This window comes from Pseudoalteromonas sp. CnMc7-15 (assembly GCF_022347925.1).
GTDB classification, from domain to species: Bacteria; Pseudomonadota; Gammaproteobacteria; order Enterobacterales; family Alteromonadaceae; genus Pseudoalteromonas; species Pseudoalteromonas ruthenica.
On record NZ_JAKRFT010000007.1, the window covers coordinates 15238 to 30205 of the forward strand.

A 14968-nucleotide genomic window follows, 5' to 3' on the forward strand; every position below is an offset into this window, starting at 1 on the left:
GCGTTGATTAAGCCTTGGGTTGATCTGCAGAAGGCTCTCCATACTGAGCTAGTTGCTCTTGCAGTGCCGCCTCAAATGCAGGCCGAGCACAAGCCCGCTGAAGGTACGCATTACAGGCTTTAAACTCAGCCAAGGCGTCAAAGCGCGCCACTAACCGCAGTACATCGGCCATTAAAATATCGGCGATAGAAAAGTCAGCGGCCAACCACTGCCGCTGCGTCAACACTTGCTCCATGTGCGTCAGTCGAGCGCGTAAAAAGGCATCTAACTGCTTTCGGGCTGGGGTGTCATTGCTATCACCACAGAACTGGTAAATAGACCAGGGTAAACTAGCGGCTTCAACCGAGTTTAACGCCGCAAAAACCCATTCAATCACTTTACTCCGTTCGCTGGCGACACTGGGCGTCAGTGCGGTACTTTTCTCGCCGAGATGTAACAAGATAGCGCCGCTTTCAAACACCGACAGCTCGCCATCTTCGAGCCAGGGAATTTGCCCAAACGGTTGCCGGGCAAAATGCTCAGCGCTTCTATTTTTAAATGCCACAGTGGCAACGCGGTAATCAAGACCGGCTTCTTTTAACGCCCAACGTACGCGCAAATCACGCACATAGCCACGCGGTAGTTCTGGCACCCAGTCGTAGGTGAAAAGAGTAATCTGAGTCACCGCACACCTCCTTGTTATTGCTAATCCTCTTAGCCTAGCAGCTTAAAAGTGATTATGCCGTGGCCAGGGGTTTACAAGTTGAGCTCAAAGTCATCCGCATCCTGCCATGCGGGAAAAGATTCCTTATAGTCCTCTAGCTGCGCTAAATCCAAGGTGACCGTAATCGTCTGGGCCTTATTATCCTCGCCATAAGCGAGCAGCTTGCCATCGAAGCGATAAGCTGCGGTGCCGCCATTGTGCTCAACACCTTGACCATCTTCACCAACCCGGTTGACCGCTAACACGTAACACTGATTTTCTATGGCCCGGGCTTTTAATAACGTATCCCAGGCATCGCGCCGAGCAGCTGGCCAATTAGCAATATTAACCATCACATCATAATCATTACGGTTACGTTGGAATACGCCAAAACGCAGGTCATAACATACTTGAGGAAGGACTCTGACCCCTTTTACGGTGAACACCTTGCGCGCTGTGCCGGCGTCCATGTGCTCACCCTCTTTGCCTAAGCAAAATAGATGGCGTTTATCGTAATAATCCAGCTCGCCACTGGGCTGCACCCAATACAGGCGGTTAAACTTGCCTGTCTCGTCGGCACTAATAACACTGGCGCACAAAACCGCTTGGCGGCGCTGGGCCTGGTCTTTAAGCCAAACAATAATGCGCTCGCTATGACGCTCAACATTTGGTTCGGCGACAGCGAATCCAGTGGCAAAGGTCTCACTCAGCAAGATTAAATCAACCTCTGGTAGCGATTGTAGCTGCGTCGCTAAATGTGCGAGGTTTGCCTCTACGTCCAACCAGTGAATGTCATGCTGTAGCAAAGCGACGGTTAGTTTCGACATCGTTACTCCTGTTGCTCATAGATATTTACTGGCACCGATAAACGCGCCCCACCTATATCGATATGCTGCCATTGCGGCGTTGTTAAAGTAAACTCCCCTGCTGCCAAAGCCTGCTTAATTTGCTCTTCATCGTCAGTGGCGTTGGCCACTTGCAAGTGATAACTCTGCCACTGCTGTTGCTGGTTTTCGGTGAACATCACCCCTTGCAGATAATTGTGTTGCTGGTGCAGCAATAGCCATTCTAACTGCTGATCTTGGTTCACATCGGCAGCAATGAGGTATAAAGAAGCCCCCTTGCCATAATATTTGTAGAAGTTATTGCTATGGATAAACTGTAACAAGCTGGAAGGAGGTTGATTAGCCGCATTGGCAATGCGCACCCCTTGCAGCCATTGTGACCGCCATTTTTCAAAGTCGCTGGGTTCATCACGATTAGCATATAAGCGAACTATACGCGCTTTAAGAGAGTCATTATCAGTATGCTGTTGTATTTGCTGCAGCGCCTCAAAGCCAGCCTTGCCAAGTTCACTGTAAAAGTAATACACATCAAACTCATCGGCACTGACTTGCCCCGATTGCAATCGGTGTACTTGGCTTTGGGCACTGAGCTGTTGCAAATTAGCAAGCGGTGAATTGACCGCCAACAACGCCACAAATAATGCGGCGCAGCCGATAACGTTGATTTTGTGCACCCAAATGAGCCATTGCTGGCGCTTGATGATGATAGCCCCGCAGTAACTGAAGGCAAAGTATGCCAAGGTGGCGCTGATCAGCACTCCCCACCCCCGGCTCACTGTCAGGCCATACTGTTCAATGCGCAGCCACAGGCCGTAATGTGCCAACATTGCGTATAGCGGTAAAGTCAGCAGCGCCAATAGCATCACCCCACGCCACCAGTGATAGTAAGGCAGAGCATCGGTTCGGCTGTACACGGTATTAAAGAAGAACAACAAACTCGCTTGCATCCACAGTAGCATTAAGGTGCTGTTCTCCAGCCGCCAGAGCGACTCTAATCCGGTAAATGGCAAGCTGGCGATAAAGGTAATGGCCAGCACAGCAAGCACGGGCAGTAAAAATTTGGCTAAAATTTTCAGTAGCTTTTCAATATTTTCGACGGCCGAAAGCATGCTTCTAAGGGCAATAGCAGATCCAGCAAACGCACAGGTAAGCACTGGAATACTAACCCAAGGTTCATCGAGCAGATCAGCTAAAATTTCAATGCCGATGGTGCTGAATAGCTCGCCACCAAGAAGCAAAATAAGCCATAAAGCTAAAGCAAAGAAGCAACATAAACTGAACTGAATAAAATGCTGCCAAGATAGCTCGTACAACTGCCGATAGGTGATCGGCTCGCCTCTGCTATACAAAGTGGCTACATTAAGTAACTTTAACGTGGTGATTAAGGCACATAATACAAAGGTGACAATCAACGCGTCGTTATTAAAGAGCTCTTGTTGTGGCTGCTGCGCACCGATATACATCCCCAACACACTCAACAACAGCGAGTAGGGCACGGCTAAAGTTAAAAAGCGCCGCCAACCTGCGCGTTCTAATCGCGGGTAGCATAATCCAGGAAAGACGATAGTCAGGGTAACTAACCCCACCAACCAGGTGGGCGATTGCGCTGGCCAGTTGCCATTATCAACGGCTAAGTACAGCCACACCAGCAAGGCACTTTGCAGTAAAGCCTGAGGCACTAGCCACCGTAAAGTAAAGTGCTGTTTCTGGGTCATGAGTATGTTCCTATCCTTAGTCGTTCATACTCACCATACGCTATTTTTAGCGCGTTGCGCAAAATCCTTATCGGGACACGAATAACATTATTGTTGGACGTTGTATGGCCACGTGTGGAAGGTTTTAATATAAAGCTGCTCTACTTCCTCTCTCGCCCAAGGAGTACGACGTAAGAACTTCAGCGATGATTTCACCGAGGGGTCATTCTTAAAGCTATTAATATTGATGTGCTGCGCTAGCACCTGCCAGCCATAGTGCTCGACTAGACGAGTCACTATTTGTTCCAGCTTAACGCCATGCAGGGGGTTATTGGGTTGATTATCCATTGTACTTAGCCTTTTAAACAGGGCGCGATTGGCCTCGTAGCGCTAAGAATACCATGCAATGCCTAGGCAGAGAAAACCGCTGCAGGGCATTGTCTAGCACCCTGCTAACAATTGATTGTAACAACAGCCCCTAGCTCGTTAGCGCGGTCATTTGTAATGCGCGTACATCTCATCCAAGGTTTGCGACAAACCGTCTTCTTGCACCACGCGCACATGCTGACGATTCAGGCCACGTATGTTATTCACCCCACAGGAGTGAGCAATCAGACCGATGCCATAGTGAATATATTTGTTGTAGTTCGCAACGCGCTGAGTTTTATCAACCACATCAAGCCCTTTCATCAGTTTCGGGTTATGGGTGGTGATCCCTGTGGGACAAGTATCTTTGTTGCATTGCAGCGCCTGAATACACCCCAAGGAAAACATGTGGCCACGAGCCGAGACCACAAAGTCAGCGCCCAAGGCAATCGCCCAGGCCACTTTGGAAGGCACAATCAACTTGCCAGAAACAACGACACGAATACGACCACGTAATCCATTACGCTCAAGCAAGTCGACCACCCAAGGCAGGCTCTCTTTCAATGGCAAACCAACCGAGTCCAGCAGCGGTTGAGGGGCGGCGCCAGTGCCACCATCGGCGCTATCAATAGTGATAAAATCTGGCGCACTGTGCTCGCCACGTTGTTTAATCAGGGCCACCAGTTGCTCAAGCCACTGAGTTTCCCCTAATACCGCTTTAAATCCCGTTGGCTTCCCGGTCACCTCACGCACGTGGTTTATCATATCCAGCAAATCACTAACGCTTTTAATTTCCGGATGTCCATTCGGGCTAATGGAGTCTTTGCCCTCAGGAATACCACGAATTTTGGCGATTTCAGCGTTGACCTTAACCCCAGGTAACATCCCGCCTTTACCGGGCTTTGCACCTTGACTCATTTTGATCTCGAACATTTTCACTTGCTCGTGGGCCGCCACTTCCTTGAGTTTATGATCACTGAGCTGGCCATGCTCATCACGCACCCCATATTTGGCGGTGCCAATTTGAAAGACAATATCGGCGCCACCCTCAAGGTGATAGGGGCTCAATCCCCCCTCACCGGTATTCACCCAGCACCCCGCTTGGCGGGCTCCGCGCGATAGCGCCAACACGGCGCGTTTAGATAAAGCGCCATAACTCATGCCAGAGATATTAAACACCGCCTTCGCGGTGTAGGGGTGGCGAGATTGCTCACCGAGCACAATCGGCTCAGGGTCGATGGCGTCTTCTTCTAAGGTGGGAAAGGCACAATTCATAAACATAATAGTGCCGGCGGGGTCTAAGCTTTGTGTGGAGCCAAATGCAGAGGTGCGATCAACATTTTTCGCCGCTTTGTATACCCAGCTGCGCTCGGCACGGTTGAACGGCATTTCCTCGCGGTCCATGGCAAAGAAATATTGCCGAAAAAACTCGCCTTGGCGCTCGAAAAAATAACGAAACCGACCAATAACTGGATAGTTTCGACGAATTGCATGCTTGTTCTGATTAACATCAACAATATAAAAATAAATCACCACCAGTACGATGATGCCCAACGCCAGTAAAAACAGACTGGTCAAAAAGTCGATGGCGTAAATGAAAAAGTCGCTCATCAGCTAACCCCTTGTTGTCCCTAATGCTATGCAGATTTACATATAGTGAGGCAATTGACCAGACTGTTAATAGGGTTATTTTCTTTCTACCTAGAGTACAGCGATTGAAACAAAAGTACGCAGCACCATTAGTAGTAACCGTTTTTGCCGTAGGGCACTTCTAAAGTGTTATCTTGTTGGCGAGTCGGCTGACCGCACATTTCATCGTAAGCACTGCTATGGCGCAGTACCATGGAGTGATAGGCAATATCATCGAACAGCTTTTGAATATGCAATGGGCTATTGGCTTTGAGAATCTCGCCTCGAGGGTCTTTGACATAGTATTCAATATTGTTGATTACTACCGATACTTGATACAACGCCATATCCAATGAGTGGATCACTACTTTTTGAATCGGTTGATGATGCTGCAGGTTAGTAAAGTCGATACCCATGATTTGCTCCAAACATTAAGGTTTAAAGCTATACGTAAGCAAAGGCCATGGCGATTAAAGCATGCTATGATGGCCTTGTCCGTTAGTTACAGTAATAATCATGTCACCGCCTATTCGTGTCGCTAAGTTTTTATCTCATGCTGGCGTTTGCTCACGCCGCCAAGCCTCAAGGCTGATTACCGCCGAGCGAGTGAGAGTCAACGGTGCCTTGGCGCAACACATTACCCATGTCAGTGCCCATGACCATGTCACCGTGGATGGCGAGGAAGTGCTGGGACTGGCGCCGAAATGTTATTTTGCTTATCACAAACCGGTGGGCATTGATTGCAAGCTGCAACCACACAACCCTCAAAGTCTTATTCATCACCTCCCAGCAGGGCCCCGTGTTTACCCGGTTGGTCGCCTTGATAAAGACTCACGCGGATTACTGATATTGACCAATGACGGTGCGCTGTGCCAACGCCTCTCACACCCCGACTTTGCGCATCAAAAAGAGTATTGGGTTGAAGTTGATAAACCATTAAACCCCGAGTTTTTTGTGCAAATGCGCAGTGGTATTATTCTGGGCGAACACACGACGCGTCCCTGTGTTTGCGAACCTCTTTCAACAACTCGCTTTAAAATCATCCTGACCCAAGGGCTTAATCGGCAAATTCGTAAAATGGCGAAGCACTGCGGCTACCGGGTTATCGACCTTATGCGTGTGCGTATAGGAGACTATGTACTGCAACCCGAGCTGATCAACGAACACCATTTTCAAGCACTGACACCGGAGCAGGTGTACGGATTACAAAAATAACTTGACGACATTGACTACAAGTGTAATCTTTAGCTTAAGAATTACATTTGTGAGCAATACTATGATCGAGTTGTCGAAAGCCGAATTTGCCGTTATGGAAGCCCTTTGGCAAGGCCATCCAGCGAAAGCCAGCGAGGTGGTTGCACGCCTGAGCGACGACACCCAGTGGCATGAAAAAACCATAAAAACGCTGTTAGGCCGACTAGTAAAAAAACAGGCGGTCAGCTTTGAAAAACAGGGTCGTTTATACAGTTACACACCCACAATTGGCCGCGAAGAATATACCCTCAAGCAAAGTAAAAGCTTAATACAACGATTTTTCAGTGGCCGTATTGCGCCATTAGTCAGCGGTTTTGCGAAAACAGAGCAACTGTCACAGCAAGATATCAACGAACTCAAAGCCGTTATAAAAGAGTGGGAAGACCAACAAGGAAAGTAATATGTTTGCCTGGATCATCGCCCAACAAGCTTGGCTCTCTGCGTTGTTAATAACACTTGTTATTGTCGAGCGCTATGCCCTTAAATCATTGACCGCCCGTTTTATATACGGCCTGTGGCTTGTGGTTCCTGCAGCGCTCATAGCGCAACATGTTGAGCTCAGCCAGTCAGTGGCATCACCCACAGTGCTAAACAGTTACATCGTGACGCCTCTGCAGCAAGCGAGTACGCACGTTAGCATGAATTGGGAAATCGCTTATTGGTTTGTGGTCACAGTGTTATTGCTAGTTGTTTTCTTGCAGCATGCACAGTTCCAACGCCGCATAGGCGCTAAACTGACCAGCACTGTCAGCGTAAGTAATGCATCACTGCCTATTTACGAGAGCACAAAAATAAGCTCCCCCATGCTTATCGGCTTTATAAGGCCACGTATTGTGCTACCTAGCTATTTGGTAACACAGCATAACCCCGACACCTTGGCTTTGATGATTGAACATGAGCATGTGCACCTAAGACGCCATGACAACATCATTAATGCCGCTGCGTTAGGTTGTGTGATTTTAATGTGGTTCAACCCACTGATATGGCTAGGATACTTCAGCTTAAGACGCACCCAGGAGCTGGCATGCGATGAACTGGTATTGGTAAACAAATCGGCCACACAGCGCTTGCTGTATGGCAAATCCATGGTCGAGTGTGCGAGTCGTTCGCAACTGCACAGCTTGGCTTATTCATACTACGGAGATAAAAACATGATGTTACAACGCTTACATAATATGCAATCGGCGAATCGGGGTCATATCGTCGCTAAAGTGCTGAGTATTTTACTCGCATTCGCGAGCCTAACGCTGATTGCCACAACACAAGCAGGTGAAGGGCACAATCAAGACAAAACCGACCAACCGCAAGCAGTGATGCGCATAGAACCAAAGTACCCAATTGAGGCTGCGGAACAAAACATTTCCGGTTCTGTGGTTTTGCGATTCCAAATTGCGCAAGATGGTTCGGTGAACAATGTTACGGTGGTGAAATCACAGCCGGCCCAAGTGTTTGACAAAGAGGCGGTGCGCGCGCTTGAACAATGGCAGTACCAGCCTTATTCGGATCCTGAGCATGAGCACCTAGTGCAACTTGATTTCAAACTCAGCAACGACGTGCAATTGCCTGATTTAACCGAGCGCATTAACGTCACTTCGCACTAATTCGCGACCAACAAAAACACAAAGCAAGCCCCTTAAATTAGGTGCTTGCTTTGTGTTTTTCGTTAACACCAGAAAAGTGCTAAATACTCAGTGCGATCATAGCAATGGGACAGGCATAGGAAACCGCCCAAATTAATGAGCGCAACAAGTGTAAATCAAACCAATAGCAAAGACAGTACAACACCCGCGCAACAATATAGCTGATAGCTAAGGTATCCATAACTGCGGCTTGTTTATTGGCGCCAATCACCACAGCTAATGCCACAGCAAAAATAATCAGGGACTCGAAGCTATTTTGGTGCGCTGCTAATGCTCTTGCGCCAAAGCCGGTAAGCGCTTGTTGTTGCGCCCTAGGGTGGCGATTATCGTACCCCCCTTGCTGGTTCTGCGCCCAAGCGAGCGGCGCTTTGGCAAGTATAGGTAACACACAGGCGATCAACGCACACACAACTAATACACTCATAATCGTTCCTTTTTAAAGGCCACAGGCTTGGTACTACCCTAATCCAATGATAAGCCCGGTGCTAGGTTATTGTTTTTTACGCATCACAGCTCCTATTTTAGCCCCTAAAACAGACACCAAGGTTAAATAATTGTAAATTTCAGCTTGCAATTGTACCTCTTTAGTCTATTTTCTGATCGGAGGTCACACCTCTACCCTGATGGAAATAACAATCAACAGGAACACACATGAAAATAAAACTAATCTCTCTCGCGCTTACGCTCGGAATGAGCCAAGGCGTTTTTGCAACTGAGGGCGTTGCCTTCATTCACGGCACAGGCCAGCAAAGCGATGCCTATAACGACTACTGGACCAGTGGTTTTGTTGATAAGGTTCGCCAAGGCATTGCCAACCCCAATAACTTTACGGTGATTAATTGTGACTTTGAGCAGTTTATGTGGGCCGAAGGCGCCGCAGGTTGCCTAGCCGACTCATTAAACAGCTTTATTGCCAACAAAAATATTACTGACTTAACGCTGATCACTCATTCAAACGGCGGCAATGTCGTGCGTTGGCTCCTCTCCAACCCCACGTGGGATAGCCGTTACCCAAGTATCATCAATAAAGTCAATCACACCATCGCCTTGGCCCCTTCCAGTGGCGGCACCCCTTTGGCCGATGCGGTGATTGCCGGTAACACCTTTGAACAAGGGTTAGGTTGGATCCTCGGCTACGGCAATGACGCAGTAAAACAACAGCAAGTATCTTGGATGGCTGCTTATAATGCCGAGTGGTTAAAAGGTACACCGAATCGCCCAACCCTCCCCTCACGTTTTGAAACCGTGATCGGCAGCGACGTTGAATCTGCGGTGTGGGATTCGGATAGTTATTGCGGTGGTTATCAAAATCAAGTTGGCCTAGAGGTCACGCAAAACTGGTTAGATGACTGTTCCGATGGTTTTTTAGAGTGCAGTTCTCAAGCTCTAGCGGGCTCAGTATGGTTTACCGATAAATCACGCACCCGTGGCAGAGAGCCACTAAGCCACCAGCAAAGTCGTCGCGACTGCTTTGGCCTGGGCGATATGCTGAAAAACAGAATATAGGAGCCAGACATGAAATACACACTAACCCTGAGTGCTCTGGCGATGATGACCAGCGCCGCAATGGCCAATGAACAAACCATATATCAGTGGCCTAATGTATATCAAGGCGACAACACCAGCTTGCAACAGTTAACAAAAAGCAGCCATGAATACTGGCAAACGGTCAGTGGTCGAGAGCTTAAACAAGGTGTGGCTGTGCACGTCACCCAAGCCGACCACCTTATCCGCGTTGCGCCAAAAGCGCGTTTTGACAGCGGCACCGTGATTAAACCGCAACAATTACAAATGGATAAACTGCAACTGCGAGATGCAAAAAGCAACGCCACACTGGCGCTAAAAAGCATAGCTGCGCAGCAACAAATGCACCAAGCGGGCTTTAAAGATGGCAGTGTGGCCATTCAGCTCAAAAATGTCAGTGCGCAGGGCAAACCGATGCTACAAAGTACTCAACCACTGGGTGACGATGACCAATACTTAGTGCATGTGGTAGAGAAAGGTTCGCCCTATGCACTTAAAGCCGAAGCTGATTTCAGGGTCGATGAACAACAGCGTTCTCTTGCTATGGACTTATCTATGGCGCAGCAGGGCAACGCTAGCAAGGCTGCCAACAATGTTTCGCTGCGCGTTCACAGCCCGGTGAATGAACAACTATCTGCTCGGTACGCCAATGGTAAAGTGATTTTCAGCCAGCCGTTACAGCATGTAGGAGCGGCGCAAGGATTTTATGAAATAGAAGCCGACACCACAGTAAACATTAACGGCCAACAGGTTAAACGCACCATAAAACTGCCTTTTGTGTATAGTAAAGACACTATTACCATGAAAACCGCAAAAGTAAGTGCGCTCGGTAATAACCGTTTCCAAGCCAGCGTACCGGTGAATGTGAGTGATGAAGGCCGTTACGCTATTCGCGCTACGCTGCAAGGAATGGTAGCAGGTAAGGCAACCAAGCTGGCTACTGTCGAGGTCGCGAAAGCGATAAAAGGTGTTGATACCTTTACCCTGCCTTTCGATGTTGCCACCGCAGCAACGGGGCCATTCAAGTTGGTGGATGTTGAGTTAAGTGACCACACTCGGATGCTGAAATTCACCCCCACCCAGAAGTTTGTTAAAGGCCCGGTAGCCGGGTTTTAAGCGCACGATGATATGCACCCAATATCAGGCTTGGCTTGGTATTGGGTTTATCCTACCTACGCCTACAAGTACCTTGGGGTAGTTATTACCTTGGTTAATAATGAGTATCTAATTTCCTCATTCGCCAACGCTACAACACCATGATAACTTAAAGTTTTTCTTGTTGGTTGAATTCATGGCTTGGGTGTTGTTGACATTGTTAGCGGCCTTTTCGCAAAGCTGGCGCAACGCTCTGCAGAGCCAGCTGAGTTGCCATACCTCCAGCCTTGCGGTCACCCTCGCACGGTTTATCGTTGCCGGCCCACTCGCTGGTGTTTATCTTGTTGTACTTTACCAAGTCCAACCAACCCAACTGATCACCCCATCACCGACCTTACTCTACTACGTCGTTGGCGCAGCGCTGATGCAAATACTCGCCACCGCCTTGATGGTACGGTTATTCAAAATGAACAACTACGCTGTGGGCGCAGGGCTGGCAAAGAGCGAAGCCTTGGTCGCGGCTATTTTAGGTATGTTATTTTTTGGCTCAACGCTCTCGATATTGGGCTGGTTTGGGGTTATTCTCGGCGCCATTGCGGTCATGCTGTTGTCGGGCCCAAGCTTACGCGCTCTCAATGGGCCAACGGTGTTGCTTGGGCTTGCCTGTGGCAGTAGTTTCGCCCTCACCTCTTTATGGGTGCGCCAAGCGAGCCTCAGTTCAGGACTGACCTTTCCGCATAGTGCTGCTTGGGTGTTATTGTTTGTAATTACCCTGCAAACCCTGATTTTACTGGCCTATCTCGGCTATAAAGATCGGCCCGCATTATTAAGTTTATGGCGATATCGGCGACTAACGGCTTGGATCAGCTTAACCAGCTGCATTGGCTCTATTGGCTGGTTTAGTGCGATGAGTTTAGAGCACGTCGCCTATGTAAAAACCTTGGGCCAAGTGGAGGTATTTTTCACTATGCTAATCTCCTATCTATGGCTCAAACAGCCAGTAAAACGCCGTGATAGCCTAGGCCTGCTGCTGATTGCTATAGCAGCAATTGCAGTGATGTGGGGATAACAGCGGGTTAAATATACTAACATCGCGCTGTATATTGCCACGCGGTATAGGCTCAACACGCATGTAGGTGAATGCCGAGCCAAAACATCTATGTCGACTACTTAATAAACGTACCCGATATATCGAAGCCAAAGGTAGTCGACGTTGTTGTGACATCGTCTTCATGACGCTCTAAATTATAGACGGTGATATCGGTATCATTCACTTCTATGCGGCTGATATTACTCGTCAGTGTAAAGTCGCTGATCGCTTCCAGGCTAGAATGTTTATACACAAACCCTTTCAAAACTAGCAGTTTGTTCCCCGAGTAATACTTCACAAGCGCATAATCAACACCGTTTTTATTAACGAAAGTGATACTCGGCGTGTGCCCTTGTATCCTTGCAGCCAAAAATGGCACCTTATTCTCATCGTAACTGAGAATATAAGTGTCTTGGGTCGGCAAGCAAATTCCTGATTTATCTTTATGGAGAAGCTTTACCTGAGTAAAACCCACACCGGCTTTATTATTAACAACTTCAATAGGCTTAGTAACTTTGATAGCGAGGCAATCAGAAGCACTAACAAATTGGCTTAATAAAAGAAAAATAATCGAGGCGAAAAAGCGATAGCTCTTCATTGTTTAAATCTCCTGGTTTAACTTTAAAGGTGAGAGCAAGCATCTTCCCTTACTTGTTGTCGCTGCCCGCCTTTTCTGCGTTAGCTTAGAGCTCAGCGATTAATTGAGAAAGCCTCTGTTGTATAGGCACCGCTTTTAGGCTCAAAATTGCTTATCTCATTTATTTAATAGCCATTGTATGTAGTAGTATTCTTGGGCACGGATAGAAAAGGAACCCCCCATGCAAGGAACTAAGCAGCTCACTTATATTACCCTTATCGTTATTCTCTTAACAATGTTCACTGCACAGGCTCATTCTGAAGATAAAGAGCTAACTTCCATAACGGATAACCCTGGCTTTAACTACTTTAAATCCACCTTATTACACGTTATCGAGCAAAGAAGACCTGAACTATCGGGGCAGCACCACTTTTATGTTGCTCACTACCGCGAAGGCAGCGAATACACTTATATGTTTTGGCAAGAAGCAAGGCTGTTTTGGGTTTTACACCTAGGTACCCCAAGAGGAATATGGTTGGATGTCAATGCTATTACCTAGTAGTGGTGAGTTACTGCATATTGATAAGGATGTCGTCGCCACTCAAGAGGAGGTGGGCGCAAGCACTTATATGGTAAGCCAACAATGGATAAATGATAAAATTTTTAAGTGTGTGGTCGACGGTGATTTAATCACCGTCACCTACCCCTAGTTCGCCACCTTTAAGGTAATCACTCCAGCGATAATCAATAACACGCCGAAATAACGCATTAATGATGAGCTATCGCCGTAGAAGAACACCCCAACCAAGAAGGTGCCTGCGGCGCCTATGCCTGTCCAAACCGCATAGGCTGTGCCAATAGGAATGGTCTTTTGCGCCAGCCAAAGTAAAAAGCCACTAACACCCATAAATACAATTGCCATAGCGACCCCTAACCAGCGCGTTTGTGGCTCCTGAGCCAGTTTTAACCCCACTGGCCAACCAATTTCAAATAACCCTGCGCAAATCAAATACAACCACGCCATTAAGAGGCTCCTTTAACTAACTTTACTTGGTACAGATCATCGCGACGATCCTTAAGGTTGCGCACTGTGCCTTCACTGTGGAGAATTTTCAACTTATCCATATCAAGATCAGAGAACAACAACATTTCAGTGTTAGGCGTGGCTTCGTTCAAGCAAGCATCATGAGGAAAAGAAAAATCCGATGGCGTTAATACCGCAGCTTGCGAGTACTGCACGTCTAAACTTTCCACTTCCGGTAAATTACCCACACTGCCTGCGATGACTACATAGCATTCATTTTCAATGGCGCGCGCTTGGGCACAATGGCGCACGCGTAAGTAGCTGTTTTTGGTATCAGTCCAAAAGGGTACAAAGAGAATATCTAGCCCCTGCTCGGCTAGAATACGCGCCAGTTCGGGAAACTCTACGTCGTAGCAAATCTGAATTCCTACTCGTCCGGCATCAGTGTCAAATACCGCTATTTTATCACCGCCTTGGATCACCCAATCATTGGCCTCATGAGGTGTAATATGGATTTTGCGTTGTTCATCCACTTTACCACTGCGATGGCACAGATAACTGACATTATAAATAGTGTCATTCTCAGCAACCGGCATTGAGCCGGTGATAATATTGGCGTTGTACTCCACCGCCATACGCGACATCGCATCAACGAGCGTGCTGGTATACTCAGCTAAAAAGCGAATCGCCTCGGTCTGGCTGCGATGTTCTTGTATGCCCATCAACGGCATATTGAAGAACTCAGGGAAGAGGATGAAATCACTTTGGTAATCGGAAACAGTATCGACAAAATACTCCACTTGCTTAAGCAGCTCATCGACGCTTTCAACACTGCGCATCTGCCATTGCACCGCACCCACACGAACAATCGACTTGGTGCTTTCAATAACTGTATCCGTAGGCTCAAAGAGAATATTATTCCACTCCAATAAGGTGGCATAACCCACCGATTCTTCATCCTCTGGCAGGTACTTTTTTAACAGCCGCTTGACCTGAAAGTCGTTGGCAAGCTGAAAGCTGAGGATTGGGTCATACACCTCTTTCCTATCCACTTTTTCGATGTATTCCATAGGCGACATCTGGGCGCGATAGTTGTGATAGAGCGGTATACGGCCTCCGGCTAAAATAGCCCTTAAGTTATACTGCCGGCATAGCTCTTTACGCGCATCATACAAACGTCTTCCTAAACGCATGCCTCGGTGACTCGCGGCAATCGCCACATCTAAGCCGTACAATGCATCGCCATTAGGGTCGCTAAACACTCGGTCATGGCCATCGACGATATCATCATAAGTATGAGGGTTAGAGAAGCGCGCATAGTCAACCTGCACACTGAGGGCGATGCCTACTAACTGCTCATCATCAACAATGCCAATTTGCCCTTCAGGAAACTGGTCAATCAAACGGAAAATCGTGTGGCTAGGCCAGGCACCACCTAAATCGGGGTAAGCTTCGTCCATCAGTGTTTTAATCTGTGGGTATTGCTCTTTGGTCAGATTACAAATGGCTAAGCGGGTTTTTTCTACCGACATCATTCCCTCCCATGGG

At 47.8% G+C, this 14968-nt stretch carries 18 protein-coding genes; 8 read left to right on the top strand and 10 right to left on the bottom strand.

The genetic code is table 11. The features are described from left to right. Positions 1-7: 7 nt before the first annotated feature. From MHM95_RS16450 to MHM95_RS16475, 6 genes are all read right to left on the bottom strand, one after another. Positions 8-664 carry a glutathione S-transferase family protein gene (locus MHM95_RS16450; RefSeq protein ID WP_239385803.1) on the bottom strand — a complete coding sequence of 219 codons (657 nt, stop codon included), beginning with the start codon at positions 662-664 and terminating at the stop codon, positions 8-10. Positions 665-735: 71 nt separating this feature from the next. Continuing rightward, the gene (locus MHM95_RS16455; RefSeq protein ID WP_239385804.1) at positions 736-1509 is read right to left on the bottom strand and encodes an amidohydrolase; all 774 of its coding nucleotides are present in this window, start codon (positions 1507-1509) and stop codon (positions 736-738) included. A gap of 2 nt (positions 1510-1511) precedes the next feature. Next, positions 1512-3242, bottom strand: coding sequence for a DUF4153 domain-containing protein (locus MHM95_RS16460; RefSeq protein ID WP_239385805.1), 1731 nt, complete (start codon positions 3240-3242; stop codon positions 1512-1514). An 87-nt stretch (positions 3243-3329) separates the two neighbouring features. Next, on the bottom strand, positions 3330-3569 hold the full coding sequence (locus tag MHM95_RS16465; protein ID WP_022945019.1) for a VF530 family protein: 240 nt from the start codon (positions 3567-3569) through the stop codon (positions 3330-3332). A gap of 147 nt (positions 3570-3716) precedes the next feature. After that, positions 3717-5198: an FMN-binding glutamate synthase family protein gene (locus MHM95_RS16470; RefSeq protein WP_239385806.1), complete on the bottom strand. Its 1482-nt coding sequence runs from the start codon at positions 5196-5198 to the stop codon at positions 3717-3719. Positions 5199-5326: 128 nt separating this feature from the next. Continuing rightward, complete coding sequence (locus tag MHM95_RS16475; RefSeq protein WP_239385807.1) at positions 5327-5632, bottom strand: DUF6482 family protein; 306 nt, start codon at positions 5630-5632, stop codon at positions 5327-5329. Positions 5633-5732: 100 nt separating this feature from the next. Here MHM95_RS16475 and MHM95_RS16480 point away from each other — a divergent pair, with 100 nt between their 5' ends. The 3 genes from MHM95_RS16480 to MHM95_RS16490 all read left to right on the top strand — a co-directional run bounded on the left by MHM95_RS16480 (position 5733) and on the right by MHM95_RS16490 (position 8071). After that, positions 5733-6431 (top strand): RNA pseudouridine synthase, encoded by a 699-nt coding sequence (locus MHM95_RS16480; RefSeq protein WP_239385808.1) that lies wholly within the window; start codon positions 5733-5735, stop codon positions 6429-6431. A 61-nt stretch (positions 6432-6492) separates the two neighbouring features. Continuing rightward, on the top strand, positions 6493-6870 hold the full coding sequence (locus MHM95_RS16485; protein ID WP_022945014.1) for a BlaI/MecI/CopY family transcriptional regulator: 378 nt from the start codon (positions 6493-6495) through the stop codon (positions 6868-6870). A gap of 1 nt (position 6871) precedes the next feature. Then, the gene (locus MHM95_RS16490; protein ID WP_239385809.1) at positions 6872-8071 is read left to right on the top strand and encodes a TonB family protein; all 1200 of its coding nucleotides are present in this window, start codon (positions 6872-6874) and stop codon (positions 8069-8071) included. Positions 8072-8150: 79 nt separating this feature from the next. On the opposite strand, the gene MHM95_RS16495 is transcribed toward MHM95_RS16490, so the two are convergent. Then, the gene (locus tag MHM95_RS16495; RefSeq protein ID WP_022945012.1) at positions 8151-8534 is read right to left on the bottom strand and encodes an MAPEG family protein; all 384 of its coding nucleotides are present in this window, start codon (positions 8532-8534) and stop codon (positions 8151-8153) included. A 227-nt stretch (positions 8535-8761) separates the two neighbouring features. Between MHM95_RS16495 and MHM95_RS16500 the strand changes: the two genes are divergently transcribed. From MHM95_RS16500 to MHM95_RS16510, 3 genes are all read left to right on the top strand, one after another. Further along, positions 8762-9616, top strand: coding sequence for a hypothetical protein (locus MHM95_RS16500; RefSeq protein ID WP_239385810.1), 855 nt, complete (start codon positions 8762-8764; stop codon positions 9614-9616). A 9-nt stretch (positions 9617-9625) separates the two neighbouring features. After that, a complete protein-coding gene (locus MHM95_RS16505) occupies positions 9626-10750 on the top strand; it encodes a DUF4785 domain-containing protein (protein WP_239385811.1) in 1125 nt (374 codons plus the stop codon). Between the two features lie 175 nt (positions 10751-10925). Next, positions 10926-11798, top strand: coding sequence for a DMT family transporter (locus MHM95_RS16510; protein ID WP_138587967.1), 873 nt, complete (start codon positions 10926-10928; stop codon positions 11796-11798). A 97-nt stretch (positions 11799-11895) separates the two neighbouring features. On the opposite strand, the gene MHM95_RS16515 is transcribed toward MHM95_RS16510, so the two are convergent. Further along, positions 11896-12417, bottom strand: coding sequence for a hypothetical protein (locus MHM95_RS16515; RefSeq protein ID WP_239385812.1), 522 nt, complete (start codon positions 12415-12417; stop codon positions 11896-11898). 220 nt (positions 12418-12637) lie between these two features. Here MHM95_RS16515 and MHM95_RS16520 point away from each other — a divergent pair, with 220 nt between their 5' ends. Together MHM95_RS16520 and MHM95_RS16525 are read left to right on the top strand one after the other, a co-directional pair. Next, entirely contained in the window at positions 12638-12955 is a 318-nt protein-coding gene (locus MHM95_RS16520) for a hypothetical protein (protein ID WP_239385813.1), read from the top strand. After that, a complete protein-coding gene (locus MHM95_RS16525) occupies positions 12936-13106 on the top strand; it encodes a hypothetical protein (RefSeq protein WP_239385814.1) in 171 nt (56 codons plus the stop codon). The genes MHM95_RS16520 and MHM95_RS16525 overlap by 20 nt, the downstream gene beginning before the upstream one ends. On the opposite strand, the gene MHM95_RS16530 is transcribed toward MHM95_RS16525, so the two are convergent. Together MHM95_RS16530 and MHM95_RS16535 are read right to left on the bottom strand one after the other, a co-directional pair. Beyond that, on the bottom strand, positions 13103-13420 hold the full coding sequence (locus MHM95_RS16530) for a multidrug efflux SMR transporter (RefSeq protein ID WP_138548803.1): 318 nt from the start codon (positions 13418-13420) through the stop codon (positions 13103-13105). The two genes, MHM95_RS16525 and MHM95_RS16530, sit on opposite strands and share 4 nt — an antisense overlap. Further along, on the bottom strand, positions 13420-14952 hold the full coding sequence (locus MHM95_RS16535) for a carbon-nitrogen hydrolase family protein (protein ID WP_045979388.1): 1533 nt from the start codon (positions 14950-14952) through the stop codon (positions 13420-13422). The genes MHM95_RS16530 and MHM95_RS16535 overlap by 1 nt, the downstream gene beginning before the upstream one ends. Between the last annotated feature and the right edge of the window lie 16 nt (positions 14953-14968).